Source organism: Streptomyces atroolivaceus (assembly GCF_000717025.1).
Classification (GTDB): domain Bacteria; phylum Actinomycetota; class Actinomycetes; order Streptomycetales; family Streptomycetaceae; genus Streptomyces; species Streptomyces atroolivaceus.
In genome coordinates, this window is sequence record NZ_JNXG01000015.1 from 43,263 (window position 1) to 58,940 (window position 15,678).

9 protein-coding genes and 1 pseudogene are annotated in these 15,678 nt (G+C 70.5%); all 10 read right to left on the reverse strand.

The genetic code is table 11. The annotated features are described in order from the left end of the window. Positions 1-70 precede the first annotated feature (70 nt). Complete coding sequence (fxsT, locus tag OO67_RS25120; RefSeq protein WP_033303679.1) at positions 71-4,399, reverse strand: FxSxx-COOH system tetratricopeptide repeat protein; 4,329 nt, start codon at positions 4,397-4,399, stop codon at positions 71-73. Next, complete coding sequence (locus tag OO67_RS25125) at positions 4,399-5,451, reverse strand: AAA family ATPase (RefSeq protein ID WP_033303681.1); 1,053 nt, start codon at positions 5,449-5,451, stop codon at positions 4,399-4,401. Before OO67_RS25125 ends, fxsT begins: the two co-directional genes overlap by 1 nt. Continuing rightward, positions 5,448-6,929, reverse strand: coding sequence for a VMAP-C domain-containing protein (locus tag OO67_RS25130; protein WP_244300320.1), 1,482 nt, complete (start codon positions 6,927-6,929; stop codon positions 5,448-5,450). The genes OO67_RS25125 and OO67_RS25130 overlap by 4 nt, the downstream gene beginning before the upstream one ends. 179 nt (positions 6,930-7,108) lie before the next feature. Next, positions 7,109-8,116 (reverse strand): LacI family DNA-binding transcriptional regulator, encoded by a 1,008-nt coding sequence (locus OO67_RS25135; protein ID WP_033303683.1) that lies wholly within the window; start codon positions 8,114-8,116, stop codon positions 7,109-7,111. 197 nt (positions 8,117-8,313) lie between these two features. Beyond that, positions 8,314-9,294: pseudogene (locus OO67_RS25140) on the reverse strand (pectinesterase family protein); the annotation flags it as partial. Positions 9,295-9,494: 200 nt separating this feature from the next. Next, positions 9,495-10,319: an ATP-grasp domain-containing protein gene (locus OO67_RS25145; protein ID WP_033303685.1), complete on the reverse strand. Its 825-nt coding sequence runs from the start codon at positions 10,317-10,319 to the stop codon at positions 9,495-9,497. A gap of 83 nt (positions 10,320-10,402) precedes the next feature. Next, positions 10,403-11,857: a family 43 glycosylhydrolase gene (locus tag OO67_RS25150; RefSeq protein ID WP_033303686.1), complete on the reverse strand. Its 1,455-nt coding sequence runs from the start codon at positions 11,855-11,857 to the stop codon at positions 10,403-10,405. Further along, positions 11,839-12,795 (reverse strand): arabinan endo-1,5-alpha-L-arabinosidase, encoded by a 957-nt coding sequence (locus OO67_RS25155; RefSeq protein ID WP_106972823.1) that lies wholly within the window; start codon positions 12,793-12,795, stop codon positions 11,839-11,841. The genes OO67_RS25150 and OO67_RS25155 overlap by 19 nt, the downstream gene beginning before the upstream one ends. 239 nt (positions 12,796-13,034) lie before the next feature. Next, positions 13,035-14,222: a cytochrome P450 family protein gene (locus OO67_RS25160; RefSeq protein WP_244300327.1), complete on the reverse strand. Its 1,188-nt coding sequence runs from the start codon at positions 14,220-14,222 to the stop codon at positions 13,035-13,037. Positions 14,223-14,254: 32 nt separating this feature from the next. Beyond that, positions 14,255-15,544: a cytochrome P450 gene (locus tag OO67_RS25165; RefSeq protein ID WP_033303689.1), complete on the reverse strand. Its 1,290-nt coding sequence runs from the start codon at positions 15,542-15,544 to the stop codon at positions 14,255-14,257. Positions 15,545-15,678: the final 134 nt, after the last annotated feature.

Consider the following 15,678-nt stretch of genomic DNA (forward strand, 5'->3'; position numbering starts at 1 on the left):
TTCGCCGCGGTCCCGCCCGCCGCCAGGGGTGGGGCGGGCGAGGCCGGCGGTCTGCCGGTCGTCGTCGGCGTCACATCGGCAGCGGCGTGATGTCGCATTCGATGCGCTGGTGGAGCCTGGCCGAGGTGTGCCAGGGGTGATTCGCCCCGAGCAGCCGCGAAAGCCCTTGCACGGCCACGTGGTTGAGCCGGTCGGCCTCCTCCGACTCGCCGAGGCCGCGCCGGTCGAGCGCCAGATTGGCCGTGCAGGCGAGTGTCAGTGGGTGCTCGGCCCCGGCGGTGTCGGTGAGCTTGGGGAGCAGGTCCGAGTCGACCGCCATGGCACGGGCGAAGTCCAGCCGGGCGTAATGGTCGTTGGCCCGGCACATCGCTGCGGTCAGCGTGCTGATGTGCTTCGCCCCGAGGGCGTTCTCCAGCTTCTCGAGCGCCTGGACGTCCAGCGTCTCCGCCCGGTCCGTGTCGCCCTGGGCCCGCAGTGTGGCGGCGAGGTTCACCTTGGCGAACTGGGTGTAGGGATGGTGGTCGCCGAGCACCTTGCGGTAGGCGGACAGCGTCTGCTCTCCCAGTTCCCGGGAGCCGACGAGGTCGCCGTCGAGACGGCGTTCGACCATGGCGTGGTTCGCCGCACAGAGCGCATCGGCGTTGTTCAGCCCGTAGCGGCTGGTGAAGCGCTCCAGGGTCTGCTCGGCGAGGGAGGACGCTCCCTCGACCACACCGGCCCTGCGTCGGCACACCGCGAGATTCAGGGCTGCGCGAATGGTCGCCGCATTCGTCTCACCGAAATGGGCGACGTAGGGCAGGTAATTGGACTCCTGAAGCGCGCGCGCACCCAGGTAGTCGCCGGCCTCACGCAGATCGATGGCCAGCCCGTTCAGCGTGTTGAGCGTCAGCCCGTTCACCGGCCCGTAGAGCAGTTCCCGCTGGCGCGCGGTCTCCTCGTCGATCTCCCGCGCGAGGTCGAAATCGCCGTTCAGCCGCAGAGTCACACCGTAGTCGTGCGCGGCACTAAGCGTCGTGGGGTCCTCCGGTCCGAACAGATCGCTCGCCCGGGTGAACGCCTCCTCGGCCAGTTCACGCGCCTTCCCGAACTCGCCCTGGTGCCGCAGCGCCCCCGCCATCTGCCACATGGAGTCGACGAGTTCCTCGTCCGGGATGTCCGCGCCGCGCGAGATCGCCAGCGCGCGCTCGTTGTGCACGACGCCCTCCGCGGGGCGCCCGAGCAGCCGCAGGTAGAAGCCGAGGAGCTTGGTGATCCTGATGACGTGCAGGTCCTCGTCACCGGACTGTTCACGCCATGCGGTCCATGCCAGCCGGGCCTGGGCGGCGCCCGATTCGTGTGCTCCCCAGTAGTAGAGGAAGAAGACCATGTCGTAGACGAGGTCGCGGACCCATCCGTCGGAGCTCTTCACCGCACCGGACGCGATCACATGCGGGAGGATGGCCTGGTAGGCGGGCCACTGGTCCGGGGACGCGGGTGCTCCCGGCTTCGCCGTCGTCAGCAGCAGGTGGGCCGCCCGCGTCATCCGGTCGCGTTCCTCGGGATCCATCCTGGCCACGATCACGTTCTGCATGAGCCGGTGCATCTGCAGGGTGGCGGTCTTGTGGTCCAGCCTCACCAGCGACAGCTTGCTGAGGTCCCGGGTGGCACGGGCGAGGAGCAGCGGGTCGCGCAGGACCGGGTCGAGCTCGGGTGTGACCTCGATGTTGCGGCCGCCCCTGAAGAGGTTGAGCGGGATGGGTTCCGGCGCCATGCAGGCGCAGATCTCCAGGAGTTGGCGCGCTGCCGGGTTGTCGTGCGAGAGGCGCCCGAGGGAGATGTCCCAGACGGCCGCGACCGGCAGCGGATAGTCGGGCGAAGGGTCGAGCTCGAGGATCTCGGGCCGGCGTTCGTCCAGCAGGGCGAGGTATTCGTTCACCGGCATCCCGGTGGCGGCGTGCCAGGCACCCGCCTGCTCGACCGCGAGGGGCAGGTCGCCCAGGGCGGCGGCGAGCCGGTCCGCGTCCCCGGAGGTGAGGCCGCGGGCGCGGCGCTGCAGGAGTGCGATGCTCTCCTCCCGGTCGAACACGTCGACGCTGAGGGGGGTGGCGACCCGTTCCCACTCACGGTTGCGCGAGGTGACGATGATCTTCCCGGGCCCGCCGTTGGGGAAGTAGGAGCGTACGGCCTCGATGTCCTCGGCGTTGTCGAAGACCAGCAGCCAGTTGTCGAACGGCTTGCCCGTACGGAGGGCCTCACGCACGGCGGGCACCGCGGCGTTGGCCTGCGGACCCACCTCCAGGCCGAGGCTGCGGGCGAGGTCGGCGAGAGCGCCGAGGATCAGGTTCTCCTGCTCGGCGGGGATCCACCAGATGACGTTGAACTCGCCGCTGTGGCGGTACACGTACTCCACGGCGATCTGGGACTTCCCGACACCGCCCATGCCGTGCAGCGCGTGCGGGAGGACGGCTGCTGTCTCGTCCTCACGCAACTGCTGTTCCACCGCCGCCAGAAGACTTTCCCGCCCGGTGAAGTTCGGGTTCTTCGGTGGCACGTTGCCCATGATCTTCGGCTGGCCGGTACGGACGAACCGGAGCTCGGACGCCGGGGCAGGCGTGCGCTCGTCGACCCGATCCTGCTCGGTGTCTACGGGTGGTGTCGTCGGCGACACAGGTCCTCCTGGTGGAACCGTCGATTGCGACGGGGAAGCGGGGCCGTTCTCATTCACATCAGATGCCTCTTTATCATCATTCGGCGCCCCCACCGACGCTCCCGCGCCGTGCAGCAGCTCGCCGTTGAGCCGCGCCGCACGCCGCCGGTACGGCATCCCTCCGAGCGCGCGGAGTACGGCCAGCTCGATGCGCAGCCACGCCGGTCCGCCCCCGCCGTCCGGAAGGGCCGCCTGCGCCGGGTCGCGCAGCGCGGCGCGCAGCCGGATGCCCTGCGCCCGGCTGGCCCGCGCCTCGGCCAGCAGGCCCACGGCACGCGCGAGTTGGGTGCGGTTACCGGTGGCCAGCAAGGCCTCCCGGATGCCGTCGGCGAAGTCGGGCCCGCCCTCGCCGTCCCGCTCCCAGTCGATGAGGCCGCCCATCATCACCTCGGCCAGGTGCTCGGGGCGGGACGCGGGGAAGGCGCGGGCGCGCAGCTCCTCGATCACGTCGAAACGCAAGGGGGCCACCGCCAGCAGGACCGCGAGGTGCCGTGCGAGCGGGCTGGCCAGCGAGAAGAACCTGCGCACGGCGTCCGCCGCCGCACGGGGCCCGTCGACCCTGGGTGCCCGCAGTCCGGGAGCGGACACCCCCTTGGCCATCGCCCCGGCCAGGACCACGGGCAGCGTCCGCCGCACACCGCGTTCGCCGGTGACCAGATCCGCCCAGGCACCGAACGAGCCGGGGCGCAGACTGAGGACCGGTACGGCCACGGATCCGTCACCCTTGTCGGGAAGGACGTGCGCGTGCTCGGGCACTCCGTGCGGTGGGTGGCAGAGGAAGTGGCGGTTCAGCGCTCCGAATCCGGCGGCGTCGAGCCGTGCCCGGAAGGGGTACACGGAGGAGCGGTGGCGCAGGTACTGCGGCAGCAGGTGGACGAGTGCCGTCGGCCCGGCCGCGGAGAGCCGCCCCATCAGTTCGTCGGCGCCGCTTCCGGCCCAGCCGGGTGCCAGTCCGTCGGTCACGACGAGGAACAGCCGTGTCCCCCTGCCGTCCAGGAGTTCGGCGGGATCGGCCCGCCGGTTGCCGGGCCAGCGCAGCTCGGGCGGTGCCGCACCGGCCAGCGAGACACCGACCGTACGGACGTCCCGGAAGGCGCCGCTGCGCACCGCCTCGTCCGTCAGCCGGCGTACGTCGCTGTCCCAGACGGGCATGGTGGGCGCCCTGTCCACGAGCAGCATCAGGTCGAAGGCGCGCTCCTGGACCGGATCGAGGTAGGGGATCCACAGTCCGTCGATCACACCGTTCTCGGCGGTGCGAGCCTCGTCGAGCCGGCTTTCGTGGCGCGACGGCACACGCCGGCCCAGACCTCGCAGGGCCTTGGCCAGAGGCAGTGGCAGAACGCGCCGCGCAGGACGTGCCGGGTCCGGCAGTGCCGTATCGGGGCGGCCGTGGCGCATGGGGAGAGCGTCGAGCAGTTCCACGTCCCGTGGATCGACATCGGGGTGGCTCGCGGCCGGCACCGTCTCCTGCGCGCCCTGCTCGAACGCCGGAGCCCCGACCTCGGGAAGGACGTCCTCCGCGTGGTCGGGTAAGGGTGCGGCGGCCGGGCCCGTCCCATCCTCCGCTTCGCGACCCGCCCGGTGCCAGGCCGCCGCGAGCCAGACCGCGTCGGCGAGGTCCTGCCAGCTCGCCTCGCCGTCGGTTTCGTGGAGGTCGCCGTCGCTCCGCGCGGGCGTCGTGTCCGGGGCGCGTTCCCGTGGCGAGCCGTTCATCAGCGGCCTTTCGAGAGGTCGCGGAGAAGCATCTCGATGAGCTTACGCCCGTCGCTGTCGGCCCGGAAACCGTGCGCCGTGGTGAGTTGCACGGCGTTCAGCAACTGATCGACGGACTGGGTCCCACCGCCGTCCAGGCGCCTGACGAAGTCGTCGACGAGGTCCTCGACGCCTTCGGGGCGCCGGCCCAGGTGACTGACGACGATGGAGACGAGGTGGTCGCGGGTGGGCGGGCGCATCTCCAGCGGCAGACAGCGGCGCCGGAAGGCGGCCGGGAACTCGCGTTCACCGTTGCTCGTGATCACGACGACGGGGAACTCCGCGCATTCGACCCGGCCCGCCTCGATGACGGCCCGGCCCTGGGGATCGTCCGTGAAGACGGATACCTCCGCCACACCGGCCCGCACCAGTTCCGGGATCTCGTAACTGCCGTTCTCCAGGACGTGGAGCAGGTCGTTGGGCAGGTCGATGTCGCTCTTGTCCAACTCGTCGACGAGCAGCACCCTGGGGCGTCCGTAGGCGAGCAGGGCCGTGCCCAGCGGGCCGAGGGTCACGAAGTCCCCCAGGGCGGGGGCGGCTCCGCCGCAGCTCTCCGCATCGGCCGTGCCGCCGGCACGCCAGGCGGCGATGGCCTGGGCCCGCCCGATGGCGTCGTACTCGTACAGCCCGCCGCGCAGTGTGGTGCGGCTGACGATGCTCCACGGCAGCACCCTTCCGAGGCCCATCTCCTGAGCGATCAGATACGCCAGGGTGGACTTGCCGACTCCGGGCGGTCCGGTGATCAGCAAGGGGCGGCGCAGCAGGAGTGCGGCGTTCACCGCGTTGATCTCCTCCTCGCGCAGCTGCGGGCCCTCCTGCACGGTGCCGAGCCGGCGCAGCGCCGACTGCGCGTCGTCGGGAGGGTCCTGCTGCAGCGGGCTTCCGGCGAACACCCGCCAGGGCGGCGGCTGCGGCAGCTCGGGCGGGCTGCCGGAGGGGGGCTGCCCCGTTGCGTGGAACACCCTCCAGGAGGGTGGCGTGACGGACTGCGCTGCCGAGACCTGCTCGGTCATGCTGTCAACTCCTCGCAGTCGACCAGGCGGTACGGGTCGTCCCAGAAGAACGCCATGTACTTACCCACGGAAAGGCTGTCACGCCTCAAGTCCTCAGCCTCCTGGCGGATCTGACTTACTTTCGACGGTAGTTGCGCCGGCGGGTGGGCGAGCAGGAGGGTCAGCACCTGGCCGGACAGATCCGGGCTGTCCGGCCGGCGGTCCCAGGCCGCCAGGCCGACGCCCTGCTCGATGGCGATGCTGAGCGCGTCCATACCGTGGCCGGGCAGGGCGGGAACATCGAGTATGACCGCGGTGAGGTTCGGGTCCCCGACAAGTCTGGCATGCCAGCGTTCCAGACGGTCGCCTTGTTGCCCGTGCCATCGATGGGCCTCCGCCACGCCGGCCTTCTTCAGCTGCGTCCACCGGGCCCGCCACCGGCCGTGCTCCCGTGTGTCACGGGCCCTCATGCGCTCGAGACTCCGCAGATGCACATGGTAGTGAAGAGCGATCGGTGTCGGGATACGGGACCGCGTACCCAGTCTGATGCCCGCCATGTCGTGATTGAGGAATTGGAGAGGGAGGACGAACTCGATCTGCACCGGAGGATCGCTCTCGCCCTCCGAGACATCCGCCCAGCGTGACGCGCCCTGACTGATCGCCCGTTCGACCGCACCGGCCAGCGTGTCGAGACTCGTGCGTTCGATGTCTCCCGCCACGGGCTCCCAGTAACCCGGCGCGGCATTGACCCAATGACGTACGTAGACATCAGCCGAACTGTCGTCGGCGGGCTCCACCATCACGACGAGACAACGTGACACATACGGGTCGGCCGGCGGCCGGGCCGCGATCGCGCGCCTCCGCTCCTCCAGCGCCCGCACGACGTCCGGGCCGGCCTCACGGGCCCACTCGTCCGACCAGTTCCTGAGCTCCTCGCGCGGCGCCGACCGGGCCAGGGACGCGGTGGCCTCGACGAACACCAGCGCCGGAGGCAGTCCGTCGGCCTGGGTGTTCACCGTGCGCAAGTGGTCGAAGAGTTCGACAGGGGTCCGGCCGTACGGTAGGTCGGGCCCGAGCTCGTGGTTCAGCAGCGTGTGCAGGCGGGCCTCGTCGACGCGCCACACCTCGCCGAGCAGTCTGTGGGCCTCCCGCACGGCGCCGGGGCCGAACTCCTCCTCGTCCGGCCGGGCGGCCTCGATGATCCACGTCAGCTGGACCACGCACTCCTGGCCCCCGAGTGCGCGCACGGCGGATTTCAGCGCTTCGAGGCCCTTCTCGTACGCCAGCAGAACCCGGAGGAAGGACAGCATGTCGGCCCGCGGGTTCTGGCGTCGGTAGACGATCTCCGCACCGACCTGCTCCGCGGCGAAGTCGATCAACTGGCCGCACTGGTCGCGGTCGGTCACGAAGTCCTGCACACACAGGAAGTCGACCAGCACGACGATGAGCCGCGCCCTGGCATCGCCCGGCTCATCCGCTCCGGACAGCCCGTTCCCCACCACCGACCACCCCCGTCGAGCCGGTACCACCTTCATGACAGATCGCGAAGCTATCACGCCGGATCTTCAGCAACCAGGCTCGTTCCAGGCCTCGTTGACCACCTGTGACACGCGTACCCGCACTCGTGGCATGTTCCGCGAAGCACTCCACCCGAACGAGTGAGTGTGCCCGTGGACACTCAGGCCGGAGCCGGTCCCGTGCTCGCGCGCACCGTCAGGACGGGCTCCAGCAGTTCCACCTCGTCGGTACCCCGGCCGGCGAGCTTGGCAACCACCTGTTCCACCGCGCGGCGCCCCATCTCCTGTGCCGGGATGGCCACGGAGGTGAGCCGCACCGAGGCCTGCGTGGCCACCTGCTCGGGGCAGACGGCGACGACGGACACGTCCTCCGGCACCGCCCGCCCCTGCTGCTGGAGCAGGTTGAGCAGAGGCTCGACCGCGGCCTCGTTCTGGACGATGAATCCGGTCGTTCCGGGCCGTTCGTCGAAGATGCGGCCCAGCGTGCCGGCCATGGCGGCGTACCCGCCCTCGCAGGGACGGTGCAGGATCCGCATCCCTGCCTCCTGCGCCTTCGCCCGTACGCCGTCCACGGTCCGTTCGGCGAAGCCGGTGTGCCGCTCGTAGACGGCGGGCGCCTCGCCGATCACCGCCACCTCGCGGTGTCCGAGACCGGCGAGGTGGTCCACGCAGAGCGCACCGGTCGCCTCGAAGTCGAGGTCCACACAGGTCAGCCCGCTGGTGTCGGCCGGCAGGCCGATCAGGACGGCTGTCCGGCCCGAGTCACGGAGCAGCGGCAGCCGCTCGTCGTGCAGTTCGACGTCCATCAGGATCATCGCGTCCGCCAGAGAACTCCCCGCGATCCGCCGGACGGCCGCCGGCCCCTCCTCGCCGGTGAGCAGGAGGACGTCGTAGCCGTGCGTACGGGCGCTCGTCGCGACGGCGATGGCGATCTCCATCATCACGGGCACGTACATGTCCGTGCGCAGGGGCACCATCAGCGCGATGATGTTGGACCTGCTGCTGGCGAGGGCACGGGCACCGGCGTTGGGGTGGTAGCCCAGCTGCTGGATACTGTGTTCGACCCGTTCCCGGGTGGAGGCGGAGATCGACCGCTTGCCGCTGAGGACGTAGCTCACCGTGCTCGCGGACACTCCGGCGTGCTGGGCGACCTCGGCAAGCGTGACCATTCGGTTTCTCCCCTACAGATGGTTACCGCAAGGGAGAGCGGGTGAAGCGCTTCGACAGCGCCTTGCTGTGCTCCCCTTCGCACTCTGACATGCACAGACACCGTGGAGCCTAGACTCGCTCACAACCACTGTCCATAGGGGAGTCGAAGCGCTTCGACCAACCGTCACCGCATCGGTTCACTGCCGCACACCGTGACTCAGGACGCCGAAGGTGTCCACCCTGCCAGCCAGTCGGCGGTCTCCTGCCCGGTGGCCTGGGTGTCGGTGAGCTGCGGCCGGCTGCTGCTCGCCGGGCCGGATCCGGGTCCCGTGTTCCTGTACTCGGCGAAGCGGTCGTCCTTCCAGGAGAAGCCGCTCATGTCCGTCCAGGGCGCGGACTTGACCGCCGCGCCGAGTGTCGTGTCGCGGAAGGTGGCCATCGGGTCGAGCGCGGCGTCACCGCCCGCGTGCCACGGCCGGCCGAGGTGGAAGGACGACGCCGACACGTCACCGTTGACGGTGGACCCGGTGATCAGGAAACCCTTGCGGTCGGCGGCCGTGCTGGGTGCGGCGATGTATCCGGCGGAGCTGCCGTCCCACCGCTTCTTCAGCGTGATGACCGATCTGTCGATCACCGCGGTGGCGCGTCCGAAGATGAAGTCGACGTTGCCGACGACGTAGGAGTTGGTCATGTAGACGCGGCCGAGCGTCGCCTTGGAGGCGGTGTCGAGCAGCAGGGTGTCCTGGTCACCGGTGACGATCACGGAGTCGAGGAAGACCTTGTCCGCGGCGGTCCGCAGGGCCACCGCCTGGAGCCCGCTCATGTTCTGGTTGGCGGCCTCGTCGAAGTCGTTGGAGATCGTGAGGTTGCGGGCCTGGAAGCCGTTCGCCTCGGCCGCGACGGTCGCACTGCCGCTGGTGCCGTAGGTGCCCGAACCGTCGGGTTTCCGGGTGCCGGAGGCGTTGTCGTAGACGATGACGGTGTCCTTGCGGCTGGGGCCGCTGCCCTGGAGGGTGACGTTCTGCTTGGTCGAGGGGATCTTCACCAGCTCGCGGTAGGTGCCGGGCTCGATGGAGACGACGACGCGTGCGGTGTTGCCCGCGGGGATCGCGTCGACCGCCGCCTGCACGGTGGTGTACTGCCCGCTGCCGTCCCTGGCGACGGTGAGGGTGGTCGCCGCCTCGGCGCCGGAAGCCGCCCCCGACGTCCAGACCGATGCGACGGCCAGGAGCGCCGCCGCGCCGGCCGTCATCGCTCTGCGGGGTCCCGGGTGGAGAGCGGTGCGCCGTCGTGGAATGGCTGCCATGGCGTGATCCGTTCGTCGGGAAGGGGTGGGGTTCCGGGCAGTAGTCGCCGCGGCCACGGCAAAGGTTGCCGGGCCCGGTGTCACACGCCCGGCTACGGCGCCGAGGTTGCCGGGCCCCGCTGCCACGCCCGCCGGAAAGGCGCGTCCCGCGCCCGGACGCCGGCACAGGGGCCCGCCGCGCGGAGCACCACGTCGAGGGCGCGGGCGGGGTCGGCGGCGTACAGGTTGCTGAACCACGCCATGTTGGCCTCGACCACCGCCCACCGCCCCTCCCCCGCGTCGCTCTCCGCGCGCATCAGCCCGACGTCGAGCACCACCCCGCTGGGCAGGGATCCCGCGCACACCTCGGCCAGACGTCCGGCGAACGCGCGTACCGCGGGCTCGTCCGCATGGCCGGCCAGCGGCGCCACGTCCAGCCGGCCGAAACAGGCGTACTGCGAGCCGGTCCGTATCTCCCCGTCCAGCAGATGGAGACGGAACTCCCGTACCCAGGTGACGACTTCGCTGATCTGTACGAGTGGGTCCTCCTGAGGGCCCGCGGGGACCCGCAGGCCGGCGCCGTCCGCGTACACGGCGGCCGGGAAGCTCTTGTCGGTAGGAGGCTTCGCGAAGAGCGGGCCCGGTGTGCTGCGGGCCTCGCTGAGCGGGACGCGGCGGACGCGACGGCCGGTGAACGCGTACGGCAGGGCGTCGAGCCAGCCGTCGTCCGGTTCGAGGAGCGCGATGCCGAGGGGTCCGGCGGCCGAGGCCCCGAAGAGCGGGCCCCCGTAGTAGTGCGCCCGGGCGCCCTCCGGCGGCCGGGCCGGCAGACCGTGGCGCGGCAGGACGGTGACGTCCATGCCGCGCTCCCGCGCCGCACCGGCGAGCAGCGTCGCCGTGGTGGAGCGGTGCGGGGCGAGGGCGAGGAGATCAGCCATGCCGCCGCAGCTTACGGGCGCCGGGCCCGCGAGCTGCGGCGGGCCTCAGGAGACCGGGACGGCCTCCCGAGGCGTGCACGACCTCAGGAGACAGGTACGAGCTTGAACTGCTGGCAGTGGTTGTTCAGCCACGACCACTGACGTACGTCGGCGCCGTCGGCCGCGGAGCAGTCCGCCACGTCGGCGACCTTCCCGGTGGCCTGGTTGACGATGCGCACCCAGCCCCCGGCCTCGGTGGTGACGAAGCGGAAGCGCTGGCAGGTGTTGTCGAGCCACGACCACTGACGGAGGTCGGCGCCGTCGGCCGTCGAGCAGTCCGCCGTGTCGAGCACCTTGCCCGTCGCGACGTTCACCAGTCTGCTCGTGTCGTCTCCCCGGTCGTCGACACGCCATCGCTGCTTCGTGCTGCCGTCGCACGTCCACTGCCGGACATCGGCCCCGTCGGCGGTCGACGCGCCGCTCACGTCGAGGCACTTCCCCGTGGCCCGGCTGACCACGGTGTACGCCGTGGGGGTCGCCGCCGTCTCACCGGAGGGCCCGGGCAGTGCCGTACCGAGGGCGACGGGCGTGCCCAGGTCGGGGGTGCCGTCGGAGTTCCAGCCGAACTTCTGCGCACGCGCCGTACGCCCGTTGTCGCAGCCGTCGGACGCCGAGTCGTTGGCGTGGTAGACGATCCAGCTCTCCGTGCCGTCGGGCGAGGTGAAGAAGCCGTTGTGCCCCGGCCCGTAGACCCCGGCGGCGTTGTTCCGCTGGAAGACCGGGGTGGACTTCTTCGTCCAGGAGGACGCGGAGAGCGGGTTGGATCCGGTCAGGGTGAGCTGCCCCAGCTTGTAGTCGGGTGTCCAGCAGCCGCTGGCGGAGTAGACGATGAACGTCTTCCCGCCCCGTTGGAGCACCTCGGCCCCCTCGTTGACCGTGCCGCCGGATTTCTCCCAGTCGTAGGTGGGCCTCGAGATCGTCGAGAACGAGCCGCTGAGCGTGTACGGGTTCGACATCGGGGCGATGACGAGGTTCTGCGTACCGCCGCCGCTCGCGCTGCCCAGCAGGTACATGGACCCGTTGACGGTGAGCACGCTCGGATCCAGCATCCAGGTGCTGCCCAGCTGGTTCTTGTACGTGTAGGGGCCCATCGGGTCCGGCCCCGCGCTCTGCAGCACGTGCACGCGCTGCGTGGGGTTGTAGTCGGTGATGTTCTGGCCGGCCACGTAGTACAGGTACCAGCGGCCGCCCGAGTAGTGCAGTTCGGGTGCCCAGATGTTGCAGCAGCGCGAGGCGGCGTCGCCCTGCCACACCTGCACGCCGGGCGCGGTGGAGAGTCCTGCCAGCGTCGGCGACTTCCGTATGGTGATGACGTCGGTCCAGCTCGTCGACACCAGGTGGTAGTTGCCGTCGTGGTAGGAGATCCAGGGGTCGGCGCCCTTCTGGGCCTTGACCGGGTTGGTGTACGGACGGCCCTCGGCCGCCGACGCGGACGTCGGCTGCCCCAGGGCCAGCGCCAGCAGCAGGGCGCTCAGCAGGGTCAGTAGGCGACGGGCCATCCGCTGCTCCAGTTCAGTAGGTTGACGCCGAGCTTCGGGGTGCCGTTGTCCTGGCCGTCGTAGTAGTGGTAGACGAGCAGGTCGCCGTCGGAGTCCGCCAGGATCGACTGGCCGCCGGGGCCGATGTAGCGGCCGTGCGACTCCATGACGGGCGTGCCGCCGTTGCTGAGCATGCTGACGCCGTTGCGGTCCTTGTACGGCCCGGTGACGCTGGTCGCCCTGCCCACCTTGATCTTGTACGTCGAGCTGGTGCCGGCGCAGCAGGTGTCGTACGAGGCGAAGAGGTAGTAGTAGCCGTTGCGCTTCACGATGGAGGGTGCCTCGACCGCCTTGGTGCCGGTGGGGCGGGAGGCGAGCGAGCGGCGGGTGGTGTCCCCGGCGTACTGCTTCCCGGTCGACGGGTCGATCCGGATCATCTTGATCCCGGTCCACCAGGAGCCGAAGGACAGCCACCACTTGCCGTCGTCGTCCACGAACAGGTTGGGGTCGATGGCGTTGTAGTCGCTCGACGTGCTCGACGTGTGGACGATGCCGTAGTCGCTCCAGCTGCCGGCCTGTCCGGTGGTGGAGGCCGCCAGGCCGATGGCCGACTTGTTCGAGCCGAAGGACGAGACGGCGTAGTACATCAGGTACTTGCCACCGCGGTACGAGATGTCCGGGGCCCAGGGGTCGGAGGCCGAGGAGTAGTTCTTCCACCAGCTGGGTTTGGTGGTGAAGGCGTTCCCGGAGCGTCCGAAGGCCGTGCGGTCGGTGGAGGTGCGGAGCTGGAGACCCTCACCGGTCGAGTAGAGCAGGTACTGGCCGGACGAGCTGCGGACCATGCTGGGGTCGTGCACGACGATGTCGCCGTTCACGACACCCGGGTTGGGGTAGGCGGACGCGCTGCCCGGCACGAGGGCCAGCAGGAACGCGGCGGGGAGTACGGCGAGGGTTCTCATCGGAGTGCGGCTCACGAGGGTCCTCCTTGAAGGTCGGGGATGGGGAGTGCATCCCGCAGTCGCCACCGGCTCCGCATCGGTTGCCGAGCGCCGCCCACTTTCACCGAAAGACCGGACGTCGTCCGGGATACCGAACGACCCTGTCTCATGAGGGAGTTACGGAAGACCGGGCACACAGGGCCTCGACGAGGATGTGTGCCCGGTCGCAGAGAGCTCCTCCGGCCCCGGGCTGCCGGTCCTCAGCCGTGGAGCAGCACGGGGAAGGCCTCCATGTCGTTCTGCGTCATGACCGGCAGCTTGCGGATCTCGTCGTCGGCGATCGCGAGTCTCAGGTCGGGGAACCGACCGAACAGCGCGGGCAGCGCGATGCCGGCCTCGACCCGGGACAGCGCGGCACCGGGGCAGATGTGGGGCCCGTGGCCGAAGGTCATGTGCCGTATCGGCGTCGGCCGGGTGACGTCGAAGGCGTCGGCGTCGTCCCCGTGCTGGGTGACATCGCGGCCGATGGCCCGGTAGGAGATCACCACGCCCTCCCCCTGGGCTATGACCTGGTCGCCGACCTGGATGTCCTCGGTGGCGAAGCGCATCAGCAGGTGCGTGGTGGGCGTGTCCCAGCGCAGGGTCTCCTCGATCACGGCCTCCCACGGGACCTCTCCGTCCAGCACCTTGCGCAGCTGGTCGGGGTGGGCGAGCAGCGCGCGTACGGCGTTGAGGATCAGCCCGATGGTGGTCTCGTGCCCCGCGGCCACCATCGCCTTCAGGTTGCCGATGACCTCCTCCTCCGTGAGCGGCTCCCCGCCCTCCTCGGCGAGGATCAGCGCACTGGTGAGGTCGTCGGTGGGGTGCGCGGTCTTCTCCCGCACCAGTTCGGCGTAGAAGACGTCCAGTTCGGCCAGCAGCGCCAGCCGGTCCTCCTGGGGGGTGAGCATCGAGAAGAAGGCCTTGTACTGCCGGGTCAGCATGGGGTGCAGCGCTTCGTCCACTCCCATCAGCAGCCCGACCACCCGCATCGGGAGGGGCTGGGCGAACACGGCCTTGAGGTCGACGACCCCGTCCTCGCCCTGTTCCGCGAGCGCGTCCAGCAGTCCCTCGGTGAACTTCTCGATCTCCGGGCGGATCGCCTCCAGCCGGCGGGGGGTGAGGGCCTGCGAGGTCTTCGTCCGCAGCCGGCGGTGCTCCTCTCCGTCCACGGTGAACATGGAACGTCCGGCGTCGATCATGCCGATGAGCGGCCAGGCGTGGGTGACCTCCCCGCTCTGCCAGAGACCCCAGGCGCCCAGGTCCTTCACCAGACGTGTGTCCAGGAGGAGTTGGCGGGCCTCGGCATGCCGGGTGACGGTCCAGGCGGGGACCCCGAGGAGATCGATGCGCGCGAGCGGGGCGGAAGCCCGCAGCTGTTCGGTCTCACCGTCGAGGTCCTGGACCATGGGGTCGATGACCACGGTCGCGTGCGGGCAGTTCACAGCAGGTCTCCTGTCGTCTGTACGGGAGCGAACCGGACGGGCAGCGCGTTCATCCCCCGCAGGAAGGCGGACGGCCGACGGACGAGGTCCCTGGCGGGGACGGCGAGCGCGAGATCGGGCAGCCGGTCGAGAATGACCTCGATCGCGGTACGGGCGATGGTCTCCGCGATCTCCTGCGCCGGGAAGGGGCAGCGGTACTCCCCGTGGCTGAACGCCAGATGGGCTCCGTTGACCGCTCGGTGCCCCGCGCCGCCGGACACCGCCCCCTGGCGTATCAGCGGGTCGGTGTTGGCCGCCCCGAGGCCGAGCAGCAGCATGTCCCCGGCGCGGACGGTCCGTCCGCCCAGCTGCGTGTCGCGGACCGCCCAGCGGCCGGCGAGGATCTGGGTCGGGCTCTCCTCCCAGAGGACCTCGTTCATCGCGTCGCCCACACTGCGGTGCCCGCCGGCGAGGGAGTCCGCGAACTGGTCCTCGGTGAGCATCAGCCGCAGGGAGTTGCTGATCCAGTCGGCGGTGGTGAGGTGCCCGGCCGCGGTGATGGCCATCAGGTCGAGGGCGTACTCCTCGTCCGTGAAGGGCTGGGGATCGGCGAGCATCCGGGAGGTGATGTCGTCACCGGGGTTCGCGCGCTTGGCCGCCACCAGCCGCTGCATGTGCTCACCGAACCTGCCGTACGCCTCCTGGGCGCCGGGTCCCCCGTCGGCCAGGTCCTTCAGGACCCGGGCGATGTCCGTCCCCTCCGCGTCGGGGAAGCCGACGAGGCGGGCCAGGACGAGCACGGGCAGCGGCTCGGCGAAGTCGGCGACGAGGTCCGCGGTCCCCCGGGCGCAGATGCCGTCGACGAGCCGGTCGGCCAGCTGCTCGCAGTGCTCCCGGATCTCGAAGGGGTCCGCGGCCTCGAGCGCGGGCACCACCAGCTCGGAGTGGCGCCTGTGTTCGGCGCCCGCGGTGAAGTAGATGGACGGCATGGGCCGTCCCACCATCGGGAGCAGCGGCCAGTCCTCGGGTATGTGCTCCCACTGGTTCCACAGCCCGACGTCCCTCGGGAAGAGCTCGCCGTCGCTGGTGACCTGGTGGAGCTCGCGGTATCCGACGACCAGCCAGGCGGGGAAGCCGCCGGGGAGCTCGACGGGCACCACGGGCCCGTAGGAGTTGCGCATGGTCCGGTACAGGGCCTGCGGATCGGTGTGGAAGTCGGGCCCGCTGAGCGGCACGGGGGTGGTCGCGCGGTGCGCGGGGCAGCCGCCGCCCGGGGCGGAGGCAGCGGATAAGAAGGGGCTCGTCATCGTACGGACTCCTGGGAAACGGCTTCGCGCGTTGCGGCCATACGATCAACGCGGCACCACTATAGGGAGGTTGGGTGAAGCTTTGGGCACTGTTCGGGCCGCGGTAGCCGCCGGCCCTTCACGGCGGACCGCCG

Coding starts and splice junctions, on each gene's coding strand:
- fxsT (WP_033303679.1), bottom strand. CDS start 4,399: ATGAACGGCTCGCCACGGGAACGCGCCCCGGACACGACGCCCGCGCGG.
- OO67_RS25125 (WP_033303681.1), bottom strand. CDS start 5,451: ATGACCGAGCAGGTCTCGGCAGCGCAGTCCGTCACGCCACCCTCCTGG.
- OO67_RS25135 (WP_033303683.1), bottom strand. CDS start 8,116: ATGGTCACGCTTGCCGAGGTCGCCCAGCACGCCGGAGTGTCCGCGAGC.
- OO67_RS25145 (WP_033303685.1), bottom strand. CDS start 10,319: ATGGCTGATCTCCTCGCCCTCGCCCCGCACCGCTCCACCACGGCGACG.
- OO67_RS25150 (WP_033303686.1), bottom strand. CDS start 11,857: ATGGCCCGTCGCCTACTGACCCTGCTGAGCGCCCTGCTGCTGGCGCTG.
- OO67_RS25155 (WP_106972823.1), bottom strand. CDS start 12,795: ATGAGAACCCTCGCCGTACTCCCCGCCGCGTTCCTGCTGGCCCTCGTG.
- OO67_RS25160 (WP_244300327.1), bottom strand. CDS start 14,222: ATGGTCCAGGACCTCGACGGTGAGACCGAACAGCTGCGGGCTTCCGCC.
- OO67_RS25165 (WP_033303689.1), bottom strand. CDS start 15,544: ATGACGAGCCCCTTCTTATCCGCTGCCTCCGCCCCGGGCGGCGGCTGC.